Genomic DNA, 24,892 nt, shown 5'->3' with positions numbered 1-24,892 from the left:
GCCAAAAGAGCGCTGTAATGACAGCGTTACGGCCACGGAACGGGGTGTGGGGAGGATGTCTCCCCGCGCCCCGTTCTCGCGGCAGAATGCTCGGAACGGATCGGATGTCAAACAAAGCCGGTCAGGTCCGGGCACTATTTAAAGCAGGGGCGCTACGCGCGTAGAGAGGCCCCTTTCCACGAGGAGAGTTCGCCATCGACGCGTCCAGCAGCCCTCCGCTCACCGCACAGTCGACCGCGGTCGAGTTGGCCGGTATCACCAAGCGCTTCCCCGGTGTCGTCGCCAACAGCGACATCCGCTTCAGTGTCCGAAAAGGCACCGTGCACGCCCTCGTCGGCGAGAACGGCGCCGGCAAGTCGACCCTGATGAAGATCCTCTACGGCATGCAGAAGCCGGACGAGGGCACCATCGCCGTCGACGGCGAGCAGGTCACCTTCTCGTCGCCCGCCGACGCCATCGCCCGCGGCATCGGCATGGTCCACCAGCACTTCATGCTCGCCGACAACCTCACCGTCCTGGAGAACGTCGTCCTGGGCAGCGAGAAGCTCTACGGCATCGGCGGCGGCGCCCGCAAGAAGATCAAGGAGATCTCCGACCGCTACGGCCTGAACGTCCGCCCGGACATCCTGGTCGAGAGCCTCGGCGTCGCCGAGCGCCAGCGCGTCGAGATCCTCAAGGTCCTCTACCGCGGCGCCCGCACCCTGATCCTCGACGAGCCCACCGCCGTCCTGGTCCCGCAGGAGGTCGACGCCCTCTTCAGCAACCTGCGCGAGCTGAAGTCCGAGGGCCTCGCCGTCATCTTCATCTCGCACAAGCTGGGCGAGGTCCTGTCGGTCGCCGACGAGATCACCGTCATCCGGCGCGGTACGACGGTCGGCACGGCCGTCCCCGCCGAGACGACCTCCCGGCAGCTCGCCGAGATGATGGTCGGCAGCGAACTCCCCACCCCCGAGACGGCCGAGTCGACCGTCACCGACCAGCCCGTCATCGAGGTCAAAAACCTCACCGTCTACGCCGCCGGCGCCGCCCTCGGCCCCGAGTCGGAGCCCGTCGGCGGCGGACTGGTCGGCGACGCGGCCGTCGGCGGCGACGCCAAGCGCGTCCTCGACGACGTCACCTTCACCATCCACGCCGGTGAGGTCATGGGCATCGCCGGCGTCGAGGGCAACGGCCAGACCGAGCTGATCGACGCGCTGATCGGCCTGAAGAACGCCGACTCCGGCACCATCGCCTTCCTCGGCGAGGACATCACCGCCTGGGCCACCCGCCGCCGCCGCGAGCACGGCATCGGCTACATCCCCGAGGACCGCCACCGCCACGGCCTCCTCCTGGAAGCCCCGCTGTGGGAGAACCGCATCCTCGGCCACGTCACCGAGACGCCCAACGCGAAGGGCGTCTGGCTCGACATCAAGGGCGCCCAGGCCGACACCCGCCGGATCGTCGAGGAGTACGACGTCCGCACCCCCGGCATCGACGTCACCGCCGCCTCCCTCTCCGGCGGCAACCAGCAGAAGCTGATCGTCGGCCGCGAGATGAGCCACACGCCGAAGTTCCTGATCGCCGCCCACCCCACCCGCGGTGTGGACGTCGGCGCGCAGGCCGCGATCTGGGACCACGTCCGCGCGGCCCGCCGCGAGGGCCTCGCCGTCCTGCTGATCTCCGCCGACCTCGACGAGCTGATCGGCCTGTCGGACACCCTGCGCGTGATCTACGACGGCAGGCTGGTCGCCGACGCCGACCCGGCCACCGTCACACCCGAGGAACTCGGCTCGGCCATGACCGGCGCCGCGTCCGGTCACCTCGAACACGTCGAAGAGTCCGCAGAAGACGGCGCCGACGACACTGCCCCGGAGGACGAGGCCCGATGAAGAAGTTCGACAAGGAGCGGCTGCTCCTCGCCGTGGCCGGCCCGGTCATGGCGCTTGTCGCGGCGATCCTGCTGACCTCGGTCGTGCTGCTCGCCTCGGGCAAGAACCCGATCGAGCCGTACCGCCTGATGCTCCAGCAGATCGGGTACTCGGACATCCAGGTGCTGATCATCAACCAGGCGTCGATGTACTACATCGCCGCCCTGGCGGTCGCCCTCGGCTTCCGGATGAACCTGTTCAACATCGGCGTCGACGGCCAGTACCGGCTCGGCGCCGTGATGACCGCGGTCGTCGGCGCGCACATCGGCCTGCCGGCCGTCCTCCAGGTGCCGCTGCTGCTCCTGGTCGCGATCCTCACCGGCGCCTTCTGGGCCGGTATCGCGGGCGTCCTCAAGGTCACCCGCGGGGTCAGCGAGGTCGTCGCCACGATCATGCTGAACGCCATCGCGACCAGCCTGATCCTCTACCTCACGCAGACCAACACGTGGGGCGTCCAGGTCGGCAACAACATGACGACCGGCATCATGAAGAAGTCCGGCTGGATCCCCGGCATCGACATGGGCGCGGACACCGGCGAGATCTACGGCCTGGTCTTCCTCGCCGTGATCATGGGCGTCCTGTACTGGCTCGTCCTCAACCGCACCCGCTTCGGCTTCGACCTGCGCGCCACCGGCGAGTCCGAGACCGCGGCGGCAGCCTCCGGTGTCGACGCCAAGCGCATGACGCTCACCGCGATGCTGATCTCCGGCGGTGTCGCCGGTCTCGCGGGTCTGCCGCTGCTGCTCGGCGACAGCCACACCTACAGCCTCACCTTCCCCGAGGGCCTCGGCTTCACCGCCATCGGCATCGCCCTGCTGGGCCGTAACAACCCCGGCGGCATCGCACTGGCCGCCCTCCTGTGGGCCTTCCTCGACAAGGCGTCGCCCGCCCTCGACTACGCGACCCCGGTGGCGTACGAGAAGGAGATCGCGACGATCATGCAGGGCCTGATCGTGTTCGCGGTCGTCATCTCCTACGAGGTCGTCCGCACCTGGGGCCTGCGCCGCCAGCAGAGCCGCGTCGGCGCCGAACTCGCCGCCGCCCGGAACAACTCCGAGAAGAAGGAGGTGGCGGCCCGATGAGTACCGCGACCATCGCCAAGCCGCAGGCGAAGCAGCCCGGCAAGGGCGGACGCCGATTCTCCCTCCCCGTGCTCCTGCTGATCATCGCGGGCGCGCTGATCCTCACCTCGATCGTCCGCCTGATCACCGGCGCGGACGGCATCACCTCCACCGGCCAGATGTCCACGGCCCTCAGGGCGGCCGTGCCGATCGGCCTCGCCGGTCTCGGCGGTCTGTGGGCCGAGCGCGCGGGCGTCGTCAACATCGGCCTCGAAGGCATGATGATCCTCGGCACCTGGTTCGGCGCCTGGGCCGGCTACCAGTGGGGCCCGTGGACCGGTGTCGTCTTCGGCATCCTCGGCGGCTGCCTCGGCGCCGTCCTGCACGCCATCGCCACCGTGACGTTCAACGTCAACCACATCGTCTCCGGTGTCGCCATCAACATCCTGGCGCTCGGCATCACCCGCTATCTGTCGAAGTTCACCTTCGCCAACACCTCCGAGGGCTCCGCCAAGCAGTCCCCACCCATCGACTCGCTCGGCAACTTCGACATCCCCGGCCTCTCCAGCTGGCTGAACACGCTCAACGGGAAGCACTGGTTCCTGATCTCCGACATCGCCGGTCTCGTCGGCGGTCTGGTCACCAACCTGTCGCCGCTCACCGTCATCGCGGTCGCCCTGGTCCCCGCCACCTGGTGGGTCCTGTGGCGCACCGCCTTCGGTCTCCGGCTCCGCTCCTGCGGCGAGAACCCGGTGGCCGCCGAGTCCCTCGGCGTCAACGTCTACAAGTACAAGTACATCGCCGTGATCATCTCCGGCGGCTTCGCCGGCCTCGGCGGTGCCTTCCTGTCGATCGTCGCCTCGAACGTCTACCTCGACGGCCAGACCGGCGGCCGGGGTTACATCGGCCTCGCCTCGATGATCTTCGGCAACTGGATGCCGGGCGGACTCGCCCTCGGCGCGGGCCTGTTCGGCTACACCGACAGCCTCAATCTGCGCGGCGGCGCCACCAACGTCCACGCGCTGATCCTGCTCCTCGGCTTCCTGCTGGTGGCCGGCTGCGCCTACCTGGTGTGGAAGAAGCGGTACGTCCCGGCCGGCATCACCGCCGCCGTCGCGGCCCTGATGTTCGTCTGGTACGCCACCACCGACCAGGTCCCGACCCAACTGGTCGGCGCCAGCCCGTACATCGTCACCCTGCTGGTCCTCTCGCTGTCCGCACAGCATCTGCGGATGCCGAAGGCGGACGGCCTGCCGTACCGGAAGGGACAGGGCAAGTGACGTCGTCCGCCGCCGAGTTCGCCGGATCCCCCGTGGACTGGGACGAACTGCGGTCCGAGGCGCGGGAAGCGATGTCCCACGCCTACGCGCCGTACTCGGGCTACCCCGTCGGGGTCGCCGCCCGGGTCGACGACGGCCGCACGGTCTCCGGCTGCAATGTGGAGAACGCGTCGTACGGCCTCGGCCTGTGCGCGGAGTGCGGGCTCGTGTCCGACCTCCAGCGCACCGGCGGCGGCCGGCTGACGCACTTCACCTGCGTCGACGGCAAGGGCGACATCCTCGTCCCGTGCGGCCGCTGCCGCCAGCTGCTGTACGAGTTCGGCGGTCCCGGTCTGCTGGTGGAGACACCGGTGGGCGTCCTGCCGCTCTCGGAGATGCTCCCGCAGGCCTTCGGGCCGGACCATCTCACCAGGTAACTCCCGTGCGGCCCCGCTGAGTTGACCAACGGCTCACTCGGCGGGGCCGCGCATTTTCTGAACGCCCGGAAGGAAATCCAAGCCATGGCGCAAGTCTCGATGGACGCCATCTCCGTCATCCGTACCAAGCGGGACCGCGGTGAACTGAGCGACGAGCAGATCGACTGGGTCATCGACGCGTACACCCGCGGGGAGGTGGCCGACTACCAGATGGCCGCCCTCAACATGGCGATCCTCCTCAACGGCATGAACCGTTCCGAGATCGCCCGCTGGACCGCCGCGATGATCGCCTCCGGCGAGCGCATGGACTTCTCGTCCCTCTCCCGCCCGACCGCCGACAAGCACTCCACGGGCGGCGTCGGCGACAAGATCACCCTCCCGCTGGCCCCCCTCGTCGCGGCCTGCGGCGCGGCCGTTCCGCAGCTCTCCGGCCGCGGCCTCGGCCACACCGGCGGCACCCTCGACAAGCTGGAGTCGATCCCCGGCTGGCGCGCACTGCTCTCCAACGAGGAGATGCTGTCCGTCCTGGAGGGCACCGGCGCGGTCATCTGCGCGGCGGGGGACGGCCTGGCCCCCGCCGACAAGAAGCTGTACGCGCTCCGCGATGTGACCGGCACGGTGGAGGCGATCCCCCTGATCGCCTCGTCCATCATGTCGAAGAAGATCGCCGAGGGCACGGGCTCCCTGGTCCTGGACGTGAAGGTCGGCACGGGCGCGTTCATGAAGACGATCGAGGACGCGCGTGAACTGGCGTCCACGATGGTCGGGTTGGGCACCGACCACGGCGTGAAGACGGTCGCGCTCCTGACGGACATGAGCACCCCCCTGGGTCTCACGGCCGGCAACGCCCTCGAAGTCCGGGAATCCGTAGAGGTGTTGGCGGGCGGCGGCCCCTCCGACGTCGTCGAACTGACCATCGCCCTGGCCCGCGAGATGCTCGACGCGGCCGGCATCAAGGACGCCGACCCGGCGAAGGCCCTGGCCGACGGTTCGGCGATGGACGTCTGGCGCCGGATGATTGCGGCCCAGGGCGGCGACCCGGACGCGGAGCTGCCGGTGGCCCGCGAGCAGCACGTCGTGACGGCCCCGGCCTCCGGTGTCCTCACCCGCCTCGACGCCTACGACATCGGCATCGCCGCCTGGCGCCTCGGCGCGGGGCGTGCGCGCAAGGAGGACCCGGTGCAGGCGGGCGCGGGAGTGGAGATGCACGCCAAGCCGGGCGACGTGGTGACAGCGGGCCAGCCCCTGCTGACCCTGCACACCGACACCCCGGAGCGCTTCGCGTACGCCCTGGAGGCGGTCGAGGGCTCGTACGACATCGGCGCCGCGGGCACCGAGTTCACGGCTTCGCCGGTGGTGCTGGAGCGCATCGCCTGATCGGTCTTCGGGGAAGTGGGGGAGGGGCCGGGGCTTTCAAGTCCCGGCCCCTCCCGCTTACTTGGGCCCCGGCCCTACTTCTTCAGATGCCGGGCGTGGAACCGGAAAGCGTCCTCCGACTCGAACGCCGGGGTGCCCGTGTGCCCGCCCATGTTGGCGTGCAGGGTCTTCTCCTGGGTGCCGAAGGAGTCGAACAGGTCCAGGGCCCGCTGCCGCGGATTGCCCTCGTCGTCCCACTGGAGCAGGAGCAGCAGCGGGACGGTGACCTGCTTGGCCTCCTCGCGCTGGGCGCGGGGGACGTAACCCCCGGCGAAGAAACCGGCCGCCGTGATGCGCGGCTCGGTCACCGCGAGGCGGATGCCGAGGGCCGTCCACCCGGAGTAGCCGATCGGGCCGCCGACCTCGGGCAGTGCGAGGACGGCGTCCAGTGTGGTCAGCCATTCCGGGGCCGCGTTCTCGACCAGCGGGCCGACCAGCGACTCGAAGATCTCGTCGGTCGGCTCACCGGCCCGCATCGCCCGGCCGAGGTCGGCGCGAAGCTCCGCGTCGGCCGCGGAACGGGGACGGTCGCCGCAGCCCGCGGCGTCGATGGTGACCGCCGCGTAGCCGGCCGCCGCGGTGGCCCGGGCCCGGGCGATGAGCCGGGGCTGTGACTTGGGCAGGCCGTTGTTGTGGGCGATGAGGATCAGCGGGGCCGGTGCGGTGGAGTCGGGCGTCCACAGGGTGCCGGGGATCTCGCCGAGGGTGAATTCGCGTTCGAGGACGCCGTCGTCGAGGCGCTGCTCGGAGGTGAACCGCAGGGTCGTGTCCATGGTCGTGCCTTTCGGGAGTACGCAGAACGGCGCTCCCGGACGACCTATCGCCCGACCGTGACCCCGGAGGAGAGCACCCATGTCGTTGATGTGTTCACGGGTACCACCTCCTCGTTCTCTCGCACGGCCACGGGAAAGGTAGCAGCGGCCGTGGTACTCCGCCAACGGGTTTTATGCGCGGCGGCTCACCCGAGCAGCGCCGCGATCACCACCAGCACCGGCACCGACAGGATCGTCGACAGCAGGATCGAGTCCCGGGCCAGCCCCTCGCCCACGCGATAGCGGCTCGCGTACGTGTACAGGTTCTGCGCACCGGGCAGCGCCGACGTCACTACGACGTCGAGCAGCGCCGCCCCGTGCAGGCCGAACACGCCCACCGCCAGCGCCCAGGCGATCGCAGGCTGTCCCACCGACTTCAGGGCGACCGACAGCAGCACCGGCCACCGCTCGACTCCGCGCGCCGGCACCGCACTTCCGCGCAGCGAGATGCCGAAGCCGAGGAGTACGGCCGGTACGGCCATGTTGCCGATCAGGGTGAGGGGGTCCATCACCGGGCCCGGGAGGTGCACGCCGGACGCGGCCACCGCGACCCCGGCGAGGGAGCCGACCGCGACCGGGTTGCGTACGGGCGTGAGCAGCCGTAGCCACCAGGGATCCTTGTCGCCCCGGTCCGACAGGTCGAGGATCGTGAGGGCGAGGGGGCTGACCACGACGAGCTGGAACAGCATGACCGGGGCCACCAGCGAGGCGTTGCCCAGGACGTACACCGAGATCGGGATGCCGAGGTTGCCGGAGTTGACGTAGCCGGAACAGAGCGCGCCGATCGTCGTACGGCCCACGCCCCAGCCGCGGGCCACCCCCACCGCCACGAACACGCCCGCCACCGCCGCCGTGCTCAGCACGGTCACGAGCAGCCAGCTGGAGAAGACCACCGAGAGGTCGGCCCGCGCGAGGGTGGTGAACAGCAGGGCCGGGGAGGCCACGTTGAAGGCCAGCCTGGTCAGTACGTCACGGCCGTTCTCGCCGAGGGAGCCGCGCAGGCCGAGCAGATAGCCGACGGCGATGACGACGCCGATGACCGCGAAGCCGGTCAACACCCCCTGCACGGCGCCCCCTCGGCGGTCGCGGCTGCGGCTGCGGCGCGCGGGAGGGCGTCGGGTATCCAGGGCGGGGCTGATCCGTGGGGCATACAGCAAACCTAGGCGGTGGCTCCCGATGAGTTACGACCGCCCACCCGGTCTACCGATCGTGGACGCCATGACACCCGCTGTACTCGTGCCGAACCGCCCCGTCACCCGTGACGAGGTGGCGCGGCTCTGCGACGAGGTGCGGCGGCTGCTGGAGACGACCGGTGCCGGGGTCGTCCTCGTCGGGGTCGAGACCTTGGGACCCGGGCCGCCCGGGCTCGGCACCGTCGATCTCCTGGCCCGCCTCGAACTGACCGCGCGCCGGGCCGGTGGCCGGATCAGGCTGCGCGGGCCCAGCCCCGGACTACGCGCCCTCCTCGATCTGGTCGGACTCCGCTTCGAGATGGAGGGGCAGGTCGAACAGCGGGAACCAGCGCTTGGTGTCCAGGAAGAAGTGGAACCCGGTGAGCCTGCCGTCTGAGATCTCCAGGACCTGCACCGACCACGGGCTGAAGCCGCCCGCCTCCGGGTCCGGCTTGTACTGGGCGAAGCCCGGCAGGCCGTTCACCTCCACCGGGATCAGGCGGGAGCCCTCGCAGGCGGCGCCGATCGTCGTCATGAAGCCCGTGATGTCGTCGTGGCCGGTCAGCCACAGGTCGAACGGCGGCATCGTCATGATGGCGTCCTCGTGCAGCAACGCCGTCAGGGCCGCCATGTCGTAGCCCTCGAAGGCCGCGACATACCGCTCCAGAAGCTTCTTCTGCTCCTCGTCCAGCGGGTCGGAGACGGCAGCGTCGGCCGCCTTCTCGTCCCGCTCGGCGAGGGTGGCGCGGGCCCGCTGCAGCGCGCTGTTGACCGACGCGACCGAGGTGCCGAGCAGTTCGGCGACCTCATTGGCCCGCCAGGCCAGCACCTCGCGCAGGATCAGCACCGCCCTTTGTTTGGGCGGCAGTTGCTGAAGTGCGGCCATGAACGCGAGCCGCACCGACTCCTTGGCGACCGCCGCCTCCGCCGGGTCGGTGACAGTGGGCAGCACGCGCGCGTCGGGCATCGGCTCCAGCCAGGTGTTGTCCGGGCGGGGCGACAGCGCGGCCTGGGCGAGCGGGGTGGAGTCGCTGAGGTCGACGGGACGCGCCCGCTTGTTGCCCGCGGACAGCATGTCCAGGCAGACGTTGGTCGCGATCCGGTACAGCCAGGACCGCAGACTGGACCGCCCCTCGAACTTGTCGTAGCTGCGCCAGGCGCGGACCATCGTGTCCTGCACCGCGTCCTCGGCCTCGAAGGAGGAGCCGAGCATGCGGTAGCAGTACCCGGTCAGCTCGACGCGGTGTTTCTCCAGCCTCATGTCGAGGTCTGTCGTCGTCGCGGTGCCGTCGCTCATGGTCTCGCCCACCCACCCCTGTGGCCGTTCTTCCCTTACCCCGCAACGTAGCGCAGCCCACTGACAATGGCGCGAGGAGTGGATGAACGTGCAGGTCAGAAGGGGTTTCTTTACAGGGTCGGGGCGACTGGGGCCCGCTCAGGCCGGGGCGAGGGCCCGCTCCACCCGCGCCGCCCGCGACCCGAGCACCGTGATCGTCACGACACCGAGCACCGCGAGGACGCCCACGCCGACCGTGCCCGCCCAGCCGCCCGCGTGGAACGCGAGCGCGCCGACCGTACTGCCGGTGCTGGAGCCGATGTAGTACGCGGACTGGTAGAGGGCGGAGGCCTGGGCGCGCCCGGTGGTGGCCGTCTTGCTGACCGCCGAGGACGCGACCGCGTGCCCCGCGAAGAAGCCCGCCGTGATCAGCACCAGACCGAGCAGCACCAGGGGCAGCGAGTCGGCGAGGGAGACGAGGAGGCCGGTGGCCGTCGTACCGCCCGCCAGATACAGGGCCCCGCGCCGCCCGAGCCGGCCCACCAACCGCCCGGCCGTGGACGCGGACACCGTCCCCACCAGGTACACCAGGAAGATCGAACCGACGATGCCCTGGGGGAGGGAGAAGGGGGCCTCGGTGAGGCGGTAGCCGATCACCGTGTAGACGCCGCCGAAGACCGTCATGAACAGGGCGCCGATCGCGTACAGCCGGCACAGCAGCGGGTTCGCGAGGTGGGCGCGGACCGTACGGGCCAGTACGCGCGGGCGCAACGAGCCCGGCGTGAAGTGCCGCGGCGCCGGGAGCAGAAGCCGGAAGGCGACCGCGCAGCCCACGGCGATCAGACCGATCACCCCTACGGCGACCCGCCAGCCCCACTCCTGCGCGACCCAGCCGGTGATGACCCGGCCGCTCATCCCGCCGACGCTGTTGCCCGCCACGAACAGGCCGATCGCCGTGACCAGCGCCTTCGGCCGGACCTCCTCCGCCAGATACGCCGTCGCCGACGCGGGCAGCCCGGCCAGCGCGGCACCCTGGAGGAACCGCAGCACCACCAGCGCGCCCAGCGACGGCGCGAACGGCACCAGGACCCCGATGCCCACCGCGACCACCAGCGACGCGGTCATGACCGTACGACGGCCGAAACGCTCCGACAGCGCGCTCATCGGCAGCACGAACAGCGCGAGTCCGCCGGTCGCCGCCGCCACCGTCCAGCTCGCCGCGCTCGCGCTCACGCCGAAACCGGAGGAGATCAGCGGGAGCAGGGCCTGCGTGGAGTACAGCAGCGCGAAGGTCGCCACACCCGCGAGGAAGAGCGCGAAGCTCATCCGGCGATAACCGGGACCACCGGGCGTCAGCCGTGAGTCGGAGGAAGTGGAAGTGGTGGAGGCGGCCACGATGGTGGACGCCCCGGTATCGGCGGGAGACATGCTTCGAAACTACGTACGCTCCCACTCATCCGTCCAATGCACGGAAACGTCATAATCGTTCCCATGGTGCATCAGTACAGCTCACAGGTTCGCCTGTCACCGTCCGGTGACACAGAAGACATCGTCGCGCTGCTCGCGCCGCGCCTCGCGTACTTCGCCGGGGTCGCCCGCACCGAGCACGTCACCCGGGCCGCGCAGGAGATGCAGGTCCCGCAGTCCACCCTGTCGCGGGCGATGGTCCGCCTCGAACAGGACCTGGGCGTCGACCTGTTCGCCCGCAGAGGCCGCACGGTCTCGCTCACCCCCGCCGGCCGCACCTTCCTCACCTCCGTCGAGCGCGCCCTCGCCGAGATCGGGAAGGCCGCCGACGAGGTCCGCGCCGACGCCGACCCCACCACCGGCAAGGTCGCCTTCGGCTTCCTCCACACCCTCGGCTCGGAGACCGTCCCCGAACTCATCCGCGCCTTCCGCGCCGACCACCCGCGCGTCCGCTTCAGCCTCGTCCAGAACTACGGCGAGGCCATGCTGGAGCGGCTGCGCGCGGGCGAACTGGACCTGTGCCTGCTGACCGCCCCGACCCTGGACGCCCCCGACGTCGTGGCCCACCGCCTCGACGTCCAGAAGCTCCGCCTCGTCGTCCCGGCCGACCACCGCCTGGCCTGCCGCAAACGGATCCGCCTCGCGGAGGCGGCCGAGGAGACCTTCGTGACCCTGGAACCGGGCTACGGCCTCCGGAGCATCACCGACGCCGTCTGCGCGGAGGCGGGCTTCCGCCCGAAGATCGCCTTCGAGGGAGAGGAGGCGGAGACCCTACGGGGCCTGGTGGCGGCGGGTCTCGGAGTGGCCCTGCTCCCTCCACCGGCCGTACCCCGCCCGGGAGTTGCGGAGCTGACGGTGACGGCCCCGAAGGCGGTACGGGAGATCGGCGTGGCCTGGCTGGACGGACGCCCGGACACACCCCCGGTGGCCGCCTTCAAGAAGTTCCTGCTGTCGAGAAGGGGCAACCTGCTGCCCGAGTAGCTCAGTTGTGGTGCCGGACCCGGACGACGAGTTTCCCCGTGGCGCGGTCGTGCTCCATGTCGTCGTGGGCCTGCGGTACCTGCTCCAGGCCGTCGTACACGCGGTCCACGGGGAAGGCCAGTTGGCCGTCGGCGATCGCGTCCAGGATTTCCTGGAAGGTCTGTTGGGGGAGGTCGGAGGCGTCGCCGAAGTAACCCGCGAGGCGTACGCCCCTGGGCAGGTACTCGTTGGGGGAGAAGTCGCGGACGGTCCACTGGTTGGAGAGGCTGCCGCCGAAGCAGGCCGTGCCGTGGACGCGTACCGCGCGCAGCGTGTCCGGGAGGGTCGGGGTGCCGACCAGGTCGAGGGCGGCGTCGACACCGTCCGGGTACAACTCCCGTACGGCGGAGGCGACTTCGCCGGTGTCGAGGAGCGGATGGTCGACACCGCGTTCCTTGAGCAGGGTGATCCGGTCGGGGCGCCGGGTGGTGGACAGCACCGTGGCTCCGTGCCGGCGGGCGAGCGCGGCGGCGGCCAGCCCCACCGAGGAGGTGCCGCCGCGGATCAGCACGGTCTGACCGGGCCGCAGGTCCAGTCCGACGGTGAGGGAGCCATGGGCGGTCTGCACCATCTCCGGCAGAGCACCCAGCACCTCCCAGGGCAACTCGGTCTCGACGGGGATCACTTGAGCCAGCGGCACCGACGTGTACTCGGCATAGCCCCCGTCGTAGGTACGCCCCATGTCGCCCATCATCGCGACGACCTTCTGTCCGCGCACCAGCCCGCTGCCGGCCGGGGCCGAGTCGACGGTACCGGCCGCCTCGATCCCCGGCACCCGCGGAAAGCTGACCCCCTCGCTCACCCCCAGCCGCAACTTCAACTCCGACCGGTTGAGCCCGAACGCCTCCACCCGAATCCGCACCCAGCCGTCCCGCTCGGGCGGGAGGGGGAGGGTGGTCAGGCGCAGGTTGCCCACTGGCCCAGGGCCGGAGAGCCGTACGGCACGCATGCTGCTCGGAGAGGACGTCGTCGTCATGGGCCTGCCTTCTTCCCGGACGGGGAGGAGAGTCGGACGGCGGGCGTCAACGTCGGGGTGCCGGGGCTTCATTCCCGACTCGGCCCGGGGACGGGTCAGTTGGCTGCCGCGCCCGGGAACGGTGGCGTGAGCGCGTGTCCGAGGGGCCCTGGGTGCCGACCGGTTGGCCGCCGCGCCGGGGGGGTCGCGTCCGGCTGACTGGCGTAGGGAACGCCCGAAGCCTGCCGTCGGCGCATTCCCGACTCGATCCGGACGCTGGCCAGTTGGTTGCTGGGGCGCGTCGTGGTGGCGTGGGCGTGTGTCCGACTGGGTCTGAGTCCTGGCCGGTTGGCCGCCGTGTCGCGTGGTCGTGTGCGGCCGGCTTGTGCGGGGAGTGCCTGACGCCTGCTGTTGGCGTGTTCCCGACTCGCCCGGGACATCGGCCAGTTGGCTGGGGGGGGATGCGATGGCGGTGCGAGCGCCCGTCCCGGCTGGTCCCGGGCCCTGGCCGTTGGTCGGCCGCGCCGCGCCGCGTGCCCGGTTCACCTGCGCACGGGCACCCGCCGCCACCACATTCCCGACTAGCCCCGAGCGTCGGTCAGTTGGCCGCTGCGCCCGCAGTGACGGCGCGACTCACTGCCTACCCGCCTCCCGGGTTTTCGCCGGTCGGCCGCCGCGCGCCCCGCTCACTTCCGCAACGACCGCCCGAACCCCGCCGCCAGCGGCATTCGCAGGCCCAGGGGAGGCGGTGCCTGGAGCGCGTCCTCCACCGGGCGGGCGAACGCGTGCCCGAACAGTGCGCCCAGTACGAAGTCCTCGGTCAGGGCGTGTACTTCCTGGCGGTGTTGGTGCAACGCGTGGCCGTCGGAGTGGACTTCGAAGCGGCACACGTCTCGGTTGGCCTTCTTCGCTCGGGCCGCCAGGCGGAAGGACAGCTCGGGGTCGGTTCGTTCGTCGTTCGTGCCGTGCACGATCAGGACTCGGCGGCCCACCAGTTGCTTCACCGGTTCGGGTGGTGCGGCCACGTCCTGCTCGGGGAGCCAAGGGGCCAGCGCCACTACGGAGTTGACCGCCTCGTGCCCGGCGGAGCGCAGCGCGGCCCGGCCGCCCATGTCGATGCCGACGAGACACACGGGCACGTCACCGTAGCGTCGCACGACCTCGTCCACCGCCCAGGTGGCGTCGTGCGCGAGATACGCCTCGCTGCCGTTCCAGCCGCGGCAGCGGTAGTGGACGACATGCGCGGCCAGACCCTCGACCGCGCCTGCCCGGGACAGGCGGCGGCCCAACGTTCGTACCGAGGCTATCGCCATGAGGGGGGACGGCCTGCGGGCGGAGACCTCCTCGCCGCCGGGGAGCAGCAGCACCACGCCGCTCACCGAGGTCGGTTCTGGACCGAGCGCTCTCCCCAGCCGGGCCGTCCGAACCGGCGTCGCTTGCTGTGCCATGACAGAACAGTGTCAGAAGTGAGCGTGTACGCCATCCTTCCGCGCGGTCACCGTTACGTATCGACGGATTCGTACAACGGGTGATCTACGCGCGTAGGAGTTAGAGTGCGGAAATGACGAGCCAGAGCACCCCGAACACCCCGACGCCGGACCAGATCCGCCGGGCGCCGAAGGTTCTGCTGCACGACCACCTCGACGGCGGTCTCCGCCCGGGGACGATCGTCGAACTCGCGCGGGACGCCGGGTACACCGGCCTCCCCGAGACCGACCCGGACAAACTCGGCGTGTGGTTCGCCGAGGCCGCCGACTCCGGTTCCCTGGAACGGTACTTGGAGACCTTCTCGCACACCGTCGCCGTGATGCAGACCCGGGACGCGCTGATCCGCGTCGCGCGCGAGTGCGCGGAGGACCTCGCCGAGGACGGCGTCGTATACGCCGAGGTGCGGTACGCGCCCGAGCAGCACCTCGACGGCGGGATCAGCCTCGAAGAGGTCGTCGAGGCCGTCAACGAGGGCTTCCGGCAAGGGGAGTCGCTGGCGAGGGAGGGCGGGCGACGGATTCGCGTCGGGGCGCTGCTCACCGCCATGCGGCACGCCGCCCGCGCCCTGGAGATCGCCGAACTCGCCAACCGTTACCGCGACTTGGGTGTCGTCGGCTTCGACATCGCCGGTGCGGAGGCCGGGTTCCCGCCCACCCGCCACCTCGACGCCTTCGAGTACCTCAAGCGCGAGAACAACCACTTCACCATCCACGCCGGCGAGGCCTTCGGACTGCCGTCCATCTGGCAGGCGCTCCAGTGGTGCGGCGCCGACCGGCTCGGGCACGGCGTGCGCATCATCGACGACATCCAGGTCCAGGACGACGGCACGGTCAAACTCGGCCGCCTCGCCTCCTACGTCCGGGACAAGCGCATCCCGCTGGAGCTGTGCCCCAGCTCCAACCTCCAGACCGGCGCCGCCGACTCCTACGCCCAGCACCCCATCGGGCTGCTGCGCCGGCTGCACTTCCGGGCCACGGTCAACACCGACAACCGGCTGATGTCCCACACCAGCATGAGCAGTGAATTCGAGCACCTTGTCGAGGCGTTCGGTTATTCGCTCGACGACATGCAATGGTTCTCCGTCAATGCTATGAAGTCAGCATTCATTCCTTTCGATGAACGACTCGCGATGATCAATGACGTCATCAAGCCGGGATATGCCGAGCTGAAATCCGAATGGCTGTTCCGGCAGACCGCCTCCACCAGCGGTTCTGTACCCGAAGAGGGCTGACAGAGGTCGAACGGGATACACGGGATGCGGGCGGGCGTTCACAATCCGTCCGCATTTCGATGTTTGCGGCGGATGCCTTCGCGTGTTTACGGTCTTGGACCGCTCACATCTCCGTCATCCCATTCAAGGACGCATTCACCATGAAGCAGTCTGCTGCCAAGACCCTCGGTGTCGCCGCCCTCGGTGCCGCCTTCGCCGCCGTAGGCGCGGGTGCCGCGAGCGCGGCTCCGGCGGTCCCGGACACCACCCAGGTCCTGGGCGCCGTGACCCACACGCTGCCCGCGGAGAACGTCACCAAGGCGCTCCCGGGCGCCGGCGAGGCCCTGAGCCAGGCGCAGCCCGCGCTCGCCGGTGGTCTGTCCGCCGTGCAGCCGGCCGCCGAGAAGGTCCTCTCCGACGGCCCGACCGCGCCCGTGGCCGGACTGCTGGGCGGCCTCCCGCTGTCCCAGACGGGCCTGCCCACGCACGGCCTGCCGCTGAATGGTGTTCCGCTGGGCTGAGGCCACCCCTGAACGCGCCGATGGGGCGCCCCCTGGACGAGGGGTGCGCCCCATCGGCGTACGCGCGCCGGGCCGTCGTGGGTTGTTCACCAGGCCTCGGTACGCACCTTGTCCTCGGACGGGAACAGGATCCACAGCGCGATGTAGAGCACGAACTGCGGCCCGGGCAGCAGACACGAGAGCAGGAAGATCACCCGCATCGTGGTCGCGGAGGTACCGAAGCGCCGCGCCAGCGCTGCGCACACTCCGCCGATCATGCGGCCTTGGGTGGGGCGGGCAATGGCGGTCATCTTGCGCACTCCTTCTTTTGGGTCGTTCGCCTTCGGGGGCGCCTCAGCCGGTGTCGAGAGCGCGATCGTGCTCGGCGCTGCGCGCCTCCGCGCGTTCGCACTCTCGACACCGGCGCGCCCCCTGCGGCTCTCTCCCGGCCGACGCGTGGGGACACTGGCCCTTGGTGGGCCCTGGGCGTTCGTTGAGGTGGGCGGGCTGCCCATCTGCCTTCAACGGTACGGCGGCGGGGGCCGACGGGCGTCGCTCTACGGTGCGATGCCGACCCTGGGAATCGTCGGGGTCCGTCCCTGAGTCGCTTCCTCCTGGAGGAGGGGCGTGGGGAGGGGGCTCTCGGTCCTGCGGCGGAGCCAGGCGCGGGCGGCGGGGACGATCGCGACGTGTGCGAGGGCCACGCCCACCGTGTTCATGAGCAGCGAGTCGACGTCCACGACCTGGCCCGGCACGCCGGTCTGCAGCAGTTCGATGCCCAGGGAGATCAGGGCGCCCGCGGCGACCGTACGGATCAGGGACGCGAGCGGCGAGACATACAGCCGGCCACTCACCATCGGGAGCAGAACGCCCAGCGGGGCCAGCAGCGCGAGGCCCTCACCGATCCGCTTCGCCGCCTCCGGCCAGCCCAGCGCCAGATCGGCCCGGATACTCGCCAGCGGGTGCAGGTTCGGCGGCATCACCCAGGGGACGTCCCGCGGGCGCAGCGTGACCCAGGCGACGAGCACGAGATGTGCGACGAGGAGGACACCCCCTGTCACACGGACGCGAATCGCGGCACTGCCGCCGATGGAGCCTTGACGCTGCACGCCCCACTAGACGCCCCCTCCGGCACGATCGGTTCCGGGTAGGGCCCAAGCACCGGGCTGAGGCTTCCGCCACACCCGTGCTTCCGGGCTCGTTCACCTCGGGGGCGCTTTCAGCCGCCCGTCACCTCACTGGACGGCGGAGCCTTCGTGCCGGGGGAGGAGCGGACGTCGTCCGTGCATTCGTAGCGGCGCAGCGGGGCGTCGTCCGGGCCGCCGAGGATGACGGAACCGTCGCCCTCGGCCGCGGCCGAGTCGGAGAAGGTGCAGACGATCTGGGCGAGCGCGTACGACGTCAGGTCGGCCGGTGAATTGCTCAGCCGCAGCGTGTCCTTGGGGTCCTTGGCGCGCGGTCCGGTCACGGACATGCCGCCGCGTACGTCGGTCGTGTACCGGGCGTCCTTCTCGCCCGGCGACGGCGACTGCGCGAGCTGGTCCAGCAGCCCCTGCGCCACGATCACGCGCCGCTGCACGTCCGCGGTGCCGTCCGGCACCTGTACGGTCCGGTCGACGGTCACCAGCGACGACCCGCACAGCAGGAACACCTGCACGGGCACCCCGCGCGCGGCCTGCGCCGACACGTCCGGCTCGGTGAGCGTGCAGGGCACCATCGAGGGCGCGGGCCCGAAGTCGGTCGGCACCTCCGTGGCCCGGATCCCGCACCCGGCGAGCAGCAGTGCGAGCAGCGGAAGCGCCAGCAGTCGGCGTGTGGACACGGCCCGTTCCCCGGCGGGAGCCGTCGATCGGCGTGCCTTCATGAGGGGTTCCCCTTCGAACTGTCCCCTTCGCCCTCGCCCTTGTCGGTCTCCTCCGTGAGGACGGAGGCGTCCCTCGGCAGTCGCAGGGTGAACACCGCGCCGCCGTCGGGGGAGTTGGCGGCGGTGATGTCGCCGCCGTGGATGTGGGCGTTCTCCAGGGCGATGGAGAGGCCGAGGCCGCTGCCCTCGGAGCGGGGGCGGGAGGCGCTCGCCTTGTAGAAGCGGTCGAAGACGTGCGGGAGGACGTCCTCGGGGATGCCGGGGCCGTGGTCGCGGACCGCGATGACGAGGTCGTCGTCCTCCAGGCGGACCGACACCCGGACGGGCGAGCCGCCGTGCTTGAGGGCGTTGCCGATGAGGTTGGCGAGGATGACGTCGAGGCGGCGCGGGTCGAGCCGGGAGTGGATGCCGCGTTCGGCGTCGAGGTCGACGGCGTCGAGCCAGGCGCGGGCGTCGATGCAGGCGGTGATCTGGTCGGCGATGTCGACGTCGTCGAGGACGAGCCGGGCGGTGCCCGCGTCGAAGCGGGTGACCTCCATCAGGTTCTCGACGAGATCGCCGAGCCGCTTGGTCTCGCTGACGACGAGCCGTACGGCGGGCTCGATCATCGGGTCCACGCTGCCGGTCTCGGCGTCGAGTTCCTCCTCCAGGACCTCCACCACGGCGGTGATGGCGGTGAGGGGGGTGCGCAGTTCGTGGGACATGTCGGCGACGAAACGGCGCGAGGCGTCGTCGCGGGCGGCCATGTCGGCGACCCGCTTCTCCAGCGCCTCGGCGGTCTGGTTGAACGTCCGTGACAGCTCGGCGAGTTCATCGGTCCCGGAGACCCTGAGCCGGGTGTCCAGCTTGCCCTCGCCCAGTCGGCGCGCGGCGATGCCGAGGCGGTGCACGGGCTTGAGGACGGTCGTCGCGGCGGCCTGCGCGAGCAGCGCGGAACCGATCAGCGCGAGTCCGGTGGCGATACCGAGTGACCAGGCGAGGGAGTTGAGGTCCTTGGCCTCGGGCTCAAGTGACTTGAGCATGTAGCCCGTCGGGCCGCCGCCGATCATGCGCGTACCGGCCACCAGGAACGGCGTGCCGTGCTCGGTGACCCGCTGCCAGTACAGGTGGTACGGCTCCTTGTTGCCGTCGGTCACCGACTGCTGCTTGTTCACCGCCGTGCGCAGCGACTTGGGCACGTCCTCCAGCGAAAACCCGTTCAGGCCGCCGGAGTTGCCGTAGACCGTCTTGGAGTTGGTGTCCTCGGCGACCAGCAGGACGCTGAAGCGCTGGCTGCTGTTGGCCATCTGGCCCGCCGTGCGCATGAGTTCGTCCTGCGTGGGGTGCACGGGCAGGGCGCCGGCGTGGTTCTGCATCTCCTGGCGGAAGTCGCGCAGCACCGCGTCCTGGGCGCGGGTGAGGACGGCCTCGCGGTTGAGCCAGTAGGCGATGCCGGACGCGGACACGGCGGCGGTCAGCGCGACCAGGCCGAAGACGACCACCAGCCGCAGGCGCAGGCTGGTGAACCGCAGCCGCCACAGGACTCCCTTACGACCCGGGCGCCAGCCGCGGATCCCCCCTGGTGCGTCGGTCACTGAGGCGAGTCCAGGCGGTAACCGACGCCGCGCACGGTACGGATGAGCGTCGGGGACGAGGGCACGTCCTCGACCTTGGCGCGCAGCCGCTGGACACACGCGTCCACCAGCCGCGAGTCACCGAGGTAGTCGTGCTCCCACACCAGGCGCAGCAACTGCTGCCGGGACAGGGCCTGTCCGGGCCGCCGGCTCAGTTCGAGCAGCAACCGCAACTCGGTGGGCGTGAGTTGAAGGTCCTCGCCGTTCTTCGTGACGGTCATCGCGGCCCGGTCGATGACCAGCGAACCGAACGAGGCCGCGTCGTTGGCCTCCCGCTCGCCGCGCCGCAGCACGGCCCGGATGCGGGCGTCCAGCACCCGCCCCTGCACCGGTTTGACCACGTAGTCGTCGGCACCGGACTCCAGGCCGACGACGATGTCGATGTCGTCGCTGCGCGCGGTGAGCAGAATGATCGGCAGCTGGTCCGTGCGCCGGATGCGCCGGCACACCTCGAAACCGTCGATGCCGGGCAGCATCACATCCAGCACGATCAGGTCCGGCCGCTGCTCGCGCAACAGCTTCAGACCGTCCTCGCCGCTGGCAGCGGTGGCTACCCGGTGTCCCTGGCGCGTCAGCGAGAGCTCCAGGGCCGTCCGGATGGCGTCGTCGTCCTCGATCAGCAACAGGGAAGGCACGGGGCTCATTCTGGCCCATGTGGGGGCGGTGTTTCGACACCTGCACGGGTACGTGCCCGTACCGCCCCTCTCTGTGACCGGACTGTCCGTTTTCTGAGGACGGCCGCAGAGACCCACCCCTGTGACAGGTCTGTGACAGTCGGCGGACACGTCCATGAAGTGACCCCGGCAGGATTTTCGTCACAGGCAAGGAACCACGAGGAACCGAGCCGGAAGATCCGAACACCGGGCAAGTCCACTACGGGGGGCGCGAGATGAGCACGCTGCACAGCACCAGCAACAACGCAGTCATCACGCGTCTGCACGACGTGACCCGGGGTTCCGAGAAGTCCGGTGCCGATGGGGGTCCCTCCCGCGCGAGTGGGTTCGAGCGTGGGGGAGGGCGGGGGTGCGTTCGCGGTGCCGGGCGTCAGCACACCGGTTACATGACGGTGGTTGACGCGCACACGGGGGAAGCGCACGGGGGAAGCGGGTACAGGGAGGACACGGGGGAGCGTCGCTCGCTGTCGGAGGCGGAGTTCACCGCCTACGTCCAGGAGCGCCGCGCCTCCCTGTACGCGACCGCCTACCACCTCACCGGCGACCGCTTCGAGGCCGAGGACCTGCTGCAGAGCGCGCTGTTCTCGACGTACAAGGCGTGGGACCGGATCAGTGACAAGGCCGCGGTCGGGGGCTATCTCCGCCGCACCATGACGAACCTGCACATCAGCGCGTGGCGCCGCCGCAAGCTGAACGAGTACCCGACCGAGGAACTGCCGGAGACGCCCGGCGACACGGACGCGATGCGCGGCACCGAACTGCGCGCGGTCCTGTGGCAGGCGCTGGCCCGGCTGCCCGAACTCCAGCGCACCATGCTGGTCCTCCGTTACTACGAGGGCCGCACGGATCCGGAGATCGCGGAGATCCTCGACATCAGTGTCGGCACGGTGAAGTCCAGCATCTGGCGGTCGCTCCGCCGCATGCGCGAGGACGAGGTCCTCAGCTTCGGCCGTGACGAGGAGGACGCCTTCGGGGAGCTCGTCGCCTGAGGGTCGGGGGGAAGTGGGGAACGGGGGAGCACAAAGGGACCACGGGGGATCGGCGCTGGGGGGGCGCCGACGGGGTCCTGGGGGGGGGAATCACGGGGGAAGTACCACGGGGGAAAAGAGAGAGCGGGACTGGAGGGCCGGGGGGTCCGTCCAGTCCCGCTTTTTCGTGCGTGCCGTCAGGTGGCGGGTGTGGGTGCGGGAGCCGCCGCCGGACGCCGGCCCACCGCCGCCGCGGCCAGCCTGCCCAGCGCCTCGTCCTTGTCGCACGCGTACGCGCCGAGCGTCGTCTGCCGGGCCACGATCGACCGCTCCAGCCGCATCAGCCGCCAGCCGCGCCGCAGCAGGAACGGCACGGACTTACGGCCCTCCCGCAGATCCCGCAGAAAGCGGCGGCGGAACGTCCGCACCGGACCGCGGCTCAGGCACAGCGCGTCCGCGAGGACACCCAGCTCCCGGCACCGGGTGATCACCTCGGCGGCGAAGATGCCCTCCGCTATGAACAACGGCGTCCGGCCCACATCGACCGCCTCCGTGCCCGTACGGGCGCTCAGCGAGATGTCGTAGACCGGCACATCCGTACGACCCGTGCGGCACAGCTCGACGATCGCGGTGACCGCGACCTCCGCGTCCCAGGAGTCGGGATGGTCCCAGTCGATGTCCGAACTCCCCGCCACGAGTGGCAGCGTCGGGTCGTCGCCCTCCTTGTAGAAGTCGTCGAGCCGCAGCACGGGAAGACCGGAGCGGGCCGAGACGAGGGACTTGCCGGAACCCGAGGGGCCGCACAGCAGCACGACACGGGCCGGTGACGGGGAAAGGTTGCTCACGGGACACCAGTTTGACGTATTCCGTACGTCCTGCCGACCCCGCGGGTCGCCATTGGAACGCGCATCACACGTCAACTACCCTTCGTGCTGACCTGATTACCCTGCGCACCAGAAGGTGGCACCAGCAATGGCACGACACACGTCCTCCCAGCACCCGACCGCCCAGCGCGCCCTGGTCGCCCTCGCGACCGCCGGAGTCGCCCTGGGCGCGGGCGCGGCGACGGCCTCCGCGGACTCCGCGCCGGTCGTCGACGTGATGCGGACGCGGCCCACCTCGCTGGGCAAGATCGACCCTGCGGCCGGCCTCCAGGCGGTGACCGGAACGGTCGGTTACGTCACCGGGCCGGTCGCCGGGCTCAAGCCCAACCCGCTTGCGGGTACGGGAGTTGACCCCCTCGACAACGGCGTTGCCACGCAGCTGGCGGACTTCCAGCCGGTTGCTTCGCAGATGTTGACCGCGCCCGTTGCCCAGGCGGAGTCGATCAGCAGGATTCCTGTGGTGGGGCAGGCGTTGGGAGTCCTTGGGGGTTGAGTTGCGGGGGAGGGGCGGGGAGCTGCGGTCTCGTTGCCGGGTGCGCGTCCGGTTGTGGCTGGTCGCGCAGTTCCCCGCGCCCCTGGTGAGCGTGCCTTCGGCCGCTCAGTACGAGGAGCCGCCTGCTCCCAGTGAGCCCGTGGGATGCCAGACCGTCTTCGTCTCCAAGAAGGCCGTCAGGCGGTCGGTGCCCGGAGTCTCCGTGTAATCCACAGGCTGTGGACGAAGAACTCGCTTGAGGTTGTCGGCCGCCGCGATCTCCAACTCCTTCGCCAGTACGTCGTCGGCGCCCGCCAGGTCGATCGCGTTGACGTCCTGGTGGGCGGCCAAGGGGGTCGCGATCTCCGCCGTTTTCCCGGACAGGACGTTGACGACTCCGCCGGGGAGGTCCGAGGTCGCCAGGACCTCGCCCAGCGACAGTGCGGGGAGCGGAGACTTCTCGCTCGCGATGACGATGGCCGTGTTGCCGGTCGCGATCACCGGGGCCACAACCGAGATCAGCCCGAGGAACGACGACTCCTGGGGGGCCAGGACGGTGACCACTCCCGTCGGCTCGGGGGAGGAGAGGTTGAAGTACGGGCCCGCGACCGGGTTCGCGCCGCCGACCACCTGGGCGATCTTGTCGGTCCAGCCCGCGTACCAGACCCAGCGGTCGATCGCCGCGTCCACGATCACGGAAGCCTTGGACTTCGACAGGCCCTCCGCGTCCGCCACTTCGCGTACGAACTGGTCCTTGCGGCCCTCCAGCATCTCGGCGATGCGGTAGAGGATCTGGCCCCGGTTGTACGCCGTCGCGCCGGACCAGCCGCCGAAGGCCTTGCGGGCCGCTACGACCGCGTCCCGGGCGTCCTTACGGCTCCCCTGCGGGGCGTTGGCCAGCCACTTGCCCTTGGAGTCGGTCACCTCGTACACCCGGCCGCTCTCGCTACGGGGGAACTTGCCCCCGACGTACAGCTTGTAGGTCTTGAACACACTGAGACGGTCAGACATCGAGGTACGCCTCCAGGCCGTGGCGACCGCCCTCGCGGCCGAAGCCCGACTCCTTGTAGCCGCCGAACGGCGAGGTCGGGTCGAACTTGTTGAACGTGTTGGACCAGATGACACCCGCGCGCAGCTTGCTCGCGACGGCGAGGATGCGGGAGCCCTTCTCGGTCCAGATGCCCGCCGACAGGCCGTACTGGCTGTTGTTGGCCTTCGCGACCGCCTCCTCGGGCGTGCGGAAGGTCAGCACGGACAGCACCGGGCCGAAGATCTCGTCGCGGGCGATGGTGTGTGCCTGGGTGACGTTCGTGAAGAGCGTCGGGGCGAACCAGTAGCCGGAGGACGGGAGTTCACAGGCAGGGGACCAGCGCTCGGCGCCCTCCGCCTCGCCCTGTTCGACGAGCGTGGTGATGCGGGAGAGCTGCTCGGCGGAGTTGATGGCGCCGATGTCGGTGTTCTTGTCGAGCGGGTCGCCGAGGCGCAGGGTCGACAGCCTGCGCTTCAGCGAGTCCATCAACTCGTCCTGGATCGACTCCTGTACGAGCAGACGGCTGCCCGCGCAGCAGACCTGGCCCTGGTTGAAGAAGATGCCGGTGACGATCCCCTCCACCGCCTGGTCGATGGGGGCGTCGTCGAAGACGATGTTCGCGCCCTTGCCGCCGAGTTCGAGGGTGACCTTCTTGGTCGTGCCCGCGACCTGGCGCGCGATGGCCTTGCCGACCGCCGTGGAACCGGTGAACGCGACCTTGTTGACGTCCGGGTGCGCGACGAGCGCGGCGCCCGAATCGCCGTATCCCGGAAGGATGTTGACGACACCCTTGGGGAGGCCGGCCTGGCGGCAGATGTCCGCGAAGAACAGCGCGGACAGCGGGGTCGTCTCGGCGGGCTTCAGGACCACCGTGTTGCCCGTCGCGAGCGCCGGGGCGATCTTCCAGGCCAGCATCAGGAGCGGGAAGTTCCAGGGGATGACCTGGCCCGCGACACCGAGGGGTCGGGGATTCGCGCCGAAGCCGGTGTGGTCGAGCTTGTCGGCCCAGCCCGCGTAGTAGAAGAAGTGGGCCGCGACCAACGGCAGGTCCGCGTCCCTCGTCTCCTTGATCGGTTTGCCGTTGTCCAGGGTTTCCAGGACGGCCAGTTCGCGGCTGCGCTCCTGGATGATCCGGGCGATACGGAACAGGTACTTGGCGCGCTCGGAGCCGGGCAGCGCCGACCACTTCTCGAAGGCCTTGCGGGCGGCCTTCACCGCGCGGTCGACGTCCGCCTCGCCCGCCTGGGCGATCTCGGACAGGACCTCTTCGGTGGACGGGGACACGGTCTTGAAGACCTTGCCGTCCGCTGCCTCCGTGAACTCGCCGTCGATGAACAGGCCGTAGGAGGGCGCGATGTCGACGACGGAGCGGGACTCGGGAGCCGGTGCGTATTCGAAAACGGTCAT

25 protein-coding genes are annotated in these 24,892 nt (G+C 70.3%); 11 read left to right on the top strand and 14 right to left on the bottom strand.

Annotated elements, in window-relative coordinates; all coding sequences use genetic code 11:
* Window positions 1-245: 245 nt before the first annotated feature.
* From ACIBJH_RS02520 to ACIBJH_RS02500, 5 genes are all read left to right on the top strand, one after another.
* The gene (locus ACIBJH_RS02520; protein ID WP_399114997.1) at window positions 246-1,868 is read left to right on the top strand and encodes an ABC transporter ATP-binding protein; all 1,623 of its coding nucleotides are present in this window, start codon (window positions 246-248) and stop codon (window positions 1,866-1,868) included.
* The gene (locus ACIBJH_RS02515) at window positions 1,865-2,989 is read left to right on the top strand and encodes an ABC transporter permease (RefSeq protein WP_399114996.1); all 1,125 of its coding nucleotides are present in this window, start codon (window positions 1,865-1,867) and stop codon (window positions 2,987-2,989) included. Before ACIBJH_RS02520 ends, ACIBJH_RS02515 begins: the two co-directional genes overlap by 4 nt.
* Window positions 2,986-4,248, top strand: coding sequence for an ABC transporter permease (locus ACIBJH_RS02510; RefSeq protein ID WP_399114995.1), 1,263 nt, complete (start codon window positions 2,986-2,988; stop codon window positions 4,246-4,248). Before ACIBJH_RS02515 ends, ACIBJH_RS02510 begins: the two co-directional genes overlap by 4 nt.
* A complete protein-coding gene (locus ACIBJH_RS02505) occupies window positions 4,245-4,664 on the top strand; it encodes a cytidine deaminase (protein WP_399114994.1) in 420 nt (139 codons plus the stop codon). Before ACIBJH_RS02510 ends, ACIBJH_RS02505 begins: the two co-directional genes overlap by 4 nt.
* 84 nt (window positions 4,665-4,748) lie before the next feature.
* Entirely contained in the window at window positions 4,749-6,041 is a 1,293-nt protein-coding gene (locus tag ACIBJH_RS02500; RefSeq protein ID WP_399114993.1) for a thymidine phosphorylase, read from the top strand.
* A gap of 74 nt (window positions 6,042-6,115) precedes the next feature.
* On the opposite strand, the gene ACIBJH_RS02495 is transcribed toward ACIBJH_RS02500, so the two are convergent.
* Complete coding sequence (locus ACIBJH_RS02495) at window positions 6,116-6,841, bottom strand: alpha/beta hydrolase (RefSeq protein WP_399115581.1); 726 nt, start codon at window positions 6,839-6,841, stop codon at window positions 6,116-6,118.
* A 197-nt stretch (window positions 6,842-7,038) separates the two neighbouring features.
* On the bottom strand, window positions 7,039-7,959 hold the full coding sequence (locus ACIBJH_RS02490; RefSeq protein WP_399114992.1) for an AEC family transporter: 921 nt from the start codon (window positions 7,957-7,959) through the stop codon (window positions 7,039-7,041).
* A gap of 151 nt (window positions 7,960-8,110) precedes the next feature.
* Here ACIBJH_RS02490 and ACIBJH_RS02485 point away from each other — a divergent pair, with 151 nt between their 5' ends.
* Entirely contained in the window at window positions 8,111-8,461 is a 351-nt protein-coding gene (locus ACIBJH_RS02485) for an STAS domain-containing protein (RefSeq protein WP_399114991.1), read from the top strand.
* Here the strand turns inward: ACIBJH_RS02485 and ACIBJH_RS02480 are convergent.
* On the bottom strand, window positions 8,345-9,361 hold the full coding sequence (locus ACIBJH_RS02480; RefSeq protein ID WP_399114990.1) for a sigma-70 family RNA polymerase sigma factor: 1,017 nt from the start codon (window positions 9,359-9,361) through the stop codon (window positions 8,345-8,347). The two genes, ACIBJH_RS02485 and ACIBJH_RS02480, sit on opposite strands and share 117 nt — an antisense overlap.
* Window positions 9,362-9,499: 138 nt before the next feature.
* Entirely contained in the window at window positions 9,500-10,768 is a 1,269-nt protein-coding gene (locus tag ACIBJH_RS02475; RefSeq protein ID WP_399114989.1) for an MFS transporter, read from the bottom strand.
* A 63-nt stretch (window positions 10,769-10,831) separates the two neighbouring features.
* Between ACIBJH_RS02475 and ACIBJH_RS02470 the strand changes: the two genes are divergently transcribed.
* Entirely contained in the window at window positions 10,832-11,788 is a 957-nt protein-coding gene (locus ACIBJH_RS02470; protein ID WP_399114988.1) for a LysR family transcriptional regulator, read from the top strand.
* A gap of 1 nt (window position 11,789) precedes the next feature.
* Here ACIBJH_RS02470 and ACIBJH_RS02465 read toward each other — a convergent pair whose 3' ends face one another.
* Together ACIBJH_RS02465 and ACIBJH_RS02460 are read right to left on the bottom strand one after the other, a co-directional pair.
* Entirely contained in the window at window positions 11,790-12,803 is a 1,014-nt protein-coding gene (locus ACIBJH_RS02465) for a zinc-binding dehydrogenase (RefSeq protein ID WP_399114987.1), read from the bottom strand.
* A 665-nt stretch (window positions 12,804-13,468) separates the two neighbouring features.
* Window positions 13,469-14,230 carry a prolyl oligopeptidase family serine peptidase gene (locus ACIBJH_RS02460; protein WP_399114986.1) on the bottom strand — a complete coding sequence of 254 codons (762 nt, stop codon included), beginning with the start codon at window positions 14,228-14,230 and terminating at the stop codon, window positions 13,469-13,471.
* 113 nt (window positions 14,231-14,343) lie between these two features.
* On the opposite strand from ACIBJH_RS02460, the gene ACIBJH_RS02455 reads away from it, so the two are divergent.
* Both ACIBJH_RS02455 and ACIBJH_RS02450 read left to right on the top strand, forming a co-directional pair.
* Complete coding sequence (locus ACIBJH_RS02455; RefSeq protein WP_399114985.1) at window positions 14,344-15,501, top strand: adenosine deaminase; 1,158 nt, start codon at window positions 14,344-14,346, stop codon at window positions 15,499-15,501.
* A 140-nt stretch (window positions 15,502-15,641) separates the two neighbouring features.
* On the top strand, window positions 15,642-16,001 hold the full coding sequence (locus ACIBJH_RS02450; RefSeq protein ID WP_019066929.1) for a hypothetical protein: 360 nt from the start codon (window positions 15,642-15,644) through the stop codon (window positions 15,999-16,001).
* Between the two features lie 86 nt (window positions 16,002-16,087).
* On the opposite strand, the gene ACIBJH_RS02445 is transcribed toward ACIBJH_RS02450, so the two are convergent.
* The 5 genes from ACIBJH_RS02445 to afsQ1 form a co-directional block, all read right to left on the bottom strand.
* Window positions 16,088-16,291 (bottom strand): PspC domain-containing protein, encoded by a 204-nt coding sequence (locus ACIBJH_RS02445; protein WP_262056304.1) that lies wholly within the window; start codon window positions 16,289-16,291, stop codon window positions 16,088-16,090.
* 246 nt (window positions 16,292-16,537) lie between these two features.
* Window positions 16,538-17,089, bottom strand: coding sequence for a VanZ family protein (locus tag ACIBJH_RS02440; protein WP_399114984.1), 552 nt, complete (start codon window positions 17,087-17,089; stop codon window positions 16,538-16,540).
* 110 nt (window positions 17,090-17,199) lie between these two features.
* Entirely contained in the window at window positions 17,200-17,802 is a 603-nt protein-coding gene (locus ACIBJH_RS02435; protein WP_399114983.1) for a hypothetical protein, read from the bottom strand.
* 38 nt (window positions 17,803-17,840) lie between these two features.
* The gene (locus ACIBJH_RS02430) at window positions 17,841-19,418 is read right to left on the bottom strand and encodes an ATP-binding protein (RefSeq protein ID WP_399114982.1); all 1,578 of its coding nucleotides are present in this window, start codon (window positions 19,416-19,418) and stop codon (window positions 17,841-17,843) included.
* Window positions 19,415-20,092, bottom strand: a complete 678-nt coding sequence (gene afsQ1, locus ACIBJH_RS02425; protein WP_019066936.1) for a two-component system response regulator AfsQ1 — start codon at window positions 20,090-20,092, stop codon at window positions 19,415-19,417. Before afsQ1 ends, ACIBJH_RS02430 begins: the two co-directional genes overlap by 4 nt.
* Before the next feature lie 254 nt (window positions 20,093-20,346).
* On the opposite strand from afsQ1, the gene ACIBJH_RS02420 reads away from it, so the two are divergent.
* Complete coding sequence (locus tag ACIBJH_RS02420) at window positions 20,347-21,120, top strand: SigE family RNA polymerase sigma factor (RefSeq protein WP_399114981.1); 774 nt, start codon at window positions 20,347-20,349, stop codon at window positions 21,118-21,120.
* A gap of 176 nt (window positions 21,121-21,296) precedes the next feature.
* Here the strand turns inward: ACIBJH_RS02420 and ACIBJH_RS02415 are convergent, their stop codons facing one another.
* Window positions 21,297-21,944, bottom strand: a complete 648-nt coding sequence (locus tag ACIBJH_RS02415) for a uridine kinase (RefSeq protein WP_399114980.1) — start codon at window positions 21,942-21,944, stop codon at window positions 21,297-21,299.
* Between the two features lie 127 nt (window positions 21,945-22,071).
* Between ACIBJH_RS02415 and ACIBJH_RS02410 the strand changes: the two genes are divergently transcribed.
* Complete coding sequence (locus ACIBJH_RS02410; protein ID WP_399114979.1) at window positions 22,072-22,476, top strand: hypothetical protein; 405 nt, start codon at window positions 22,072-22,074, stop codon at window positions 22,474-22,476.
* A gap of 105 nt (window positions 22,477-22,581) precedes the next feature.
* Here the strand turns inward: ACIBJH_RS02410 and ACIBJH_RS02405 are convergent, their stop codons facing one another.
* Window positions 22,582-23,466: an aldehyde dehydrogenase family protein gene (locus ACIBJH_RS02405; RefSeq protein WP_399114978.1), complete on the bottom strand. Its 885-nt coding sequence runs from the start codon at window positions 23,464-23,466 to the stop codon at window positions 22,582-22,584.
* On the bottom strand, window positions 23,459-24,892 hold the full coding sequence (locus tag ACIBJH_RS02400; RefSeq protein ID WP_399114977.1) for an aldehyde dehydrogenase family protein: 1,434 nt from the start codon (window positions 24,890-24,892) through the stop codon (window positions 23,459-23,461). The genes ACIBJH_RS02405 and ACIBJH_RS02400 overlap by 8 nt, the downstream gene beginning before the upstream one ends.

The sequence above is a fragment of the Streptomyces sp. NPDC050548 genome (genome assembly GCF_044457385.1).
Lineage (GTDB): Bacteria > Actinomycetota > Actinomycetes > Streptomycetales > Streptomycetaceae > Streptomyces.
This window is presented reverse-complemented; position numbering and strand designations above follow the sequence as displayed.

Coding starts and splice junctions, on each gene's coding strand:
- ACIBJH_RS02450 (WP_019066929.1), top strand. CDS start 15,642: ATGAAGCAGTCTGCTGCCAAGACCCTCGGTGTCGCCGCCCTCGGTGCC.
- ACIBJH_RS02470 (WP_399114988.1), top strand. CDS start 10,832: ATGGTGCATCAGTACAGCTCACAGGTTCGCCTGTCACCGTCCGGTGAC.
- ACIBJH_RS02510 (WP_399114995.1), top strand. CDS start 2,986: ATGAGTACCGCGACCATCGCCAAGCCGCAGGCGAAGCAGCCCGGCAAG.
- ACIBJH_RS02480 (WP_399114990.1), bottom strand. CDS start 9,361: ATGAGCGACGGCACCGCGACGACGACAGACCTCGACATGAGGCTGGAG.
- ACIBJH_RS02460 (WP_399114986.1), bottom strand. CDS start 14,230: ATGGCACAGCAAGCGACGCCGGTTCGGACGGCCCGGCTGGGGAGAGCG.
- ACIBJH_RS02515 (WP_399114996.1), top strand. CDS start 1,865: ATGAAGAAGTTCGACAAGGAGCGGCTGCTCCTCGCCGTGGCCGGCCCG.
- ACIBJH_RS02410 (WP_399114979.1), top strand. CDS start 22,072: ATGGCACGACACACGTCCTCCCAGCACCCGACCGCCCAGCGCGCCCTG.
- ACIBJH_RS02405 (WP_399114978.1), bottom strand. CDS start 23,466: ATGTCTGACCGTCTCAGTGTGTTCAAGACCTACAAGCTGTACGTCGGG.
- ACIBJH_RS02455 (WP_399114985.1), top strand. CDS start 14,344: ATGACGAGCCAGAGCACCCCGAACACCCCGACGCCGGACCAGATCCGC.
- ACIBJH_RS02420 (WP_399114981.1), top strand. CDS start 20,347: ATGAGCACGCTGCACAGCACCAGCAACAACGCAGTCATCACGCGTCTG.
- ACIBJH_RS02445 (WP_262056304.1), bottom strand. CDS start 16,291: ATGACCGCCATTGCCCGCCCCACCCAAGGCCGCATGATCGGCGGAGTG.
- ACIBJH_RS02485 (WP_399114991.1), top strand. CDS start 8,111: ATGACACCCGCTGTACTCGTGCCGAACCGCCCCGTCACCCGTGACGAG.
- ACIBJH_RS02465 (WP_399114987.1), bottom strand. CDS start 12,803: ATGACGACGACGTCCTCTCCGAGCAGCATGCGTGCCGTACGGCTCTCC.
- ACIBJH_RS02500 (WP_399114993.1), top strand. CDS start 4,749: ATGGCGCAAGTCTCGATGGACGCCATCTCCGTCATCCGTACCAAGCGG.
- ACIBJH_RS02475 (WP_399114989.1), bottom strand. CDS start 10,768: ATGTCTCCCGCCGATACCGGGGCGTCCACCATCGTGGCCGCCTCCACC.
- ACIBJH_RS02400 (WP_399114977.1), bottom strand. CDS start 24,892: ATGACCGTTTTCGAATACGCACCGGCTCCCGAGTCCCGCTCCGTCGTC.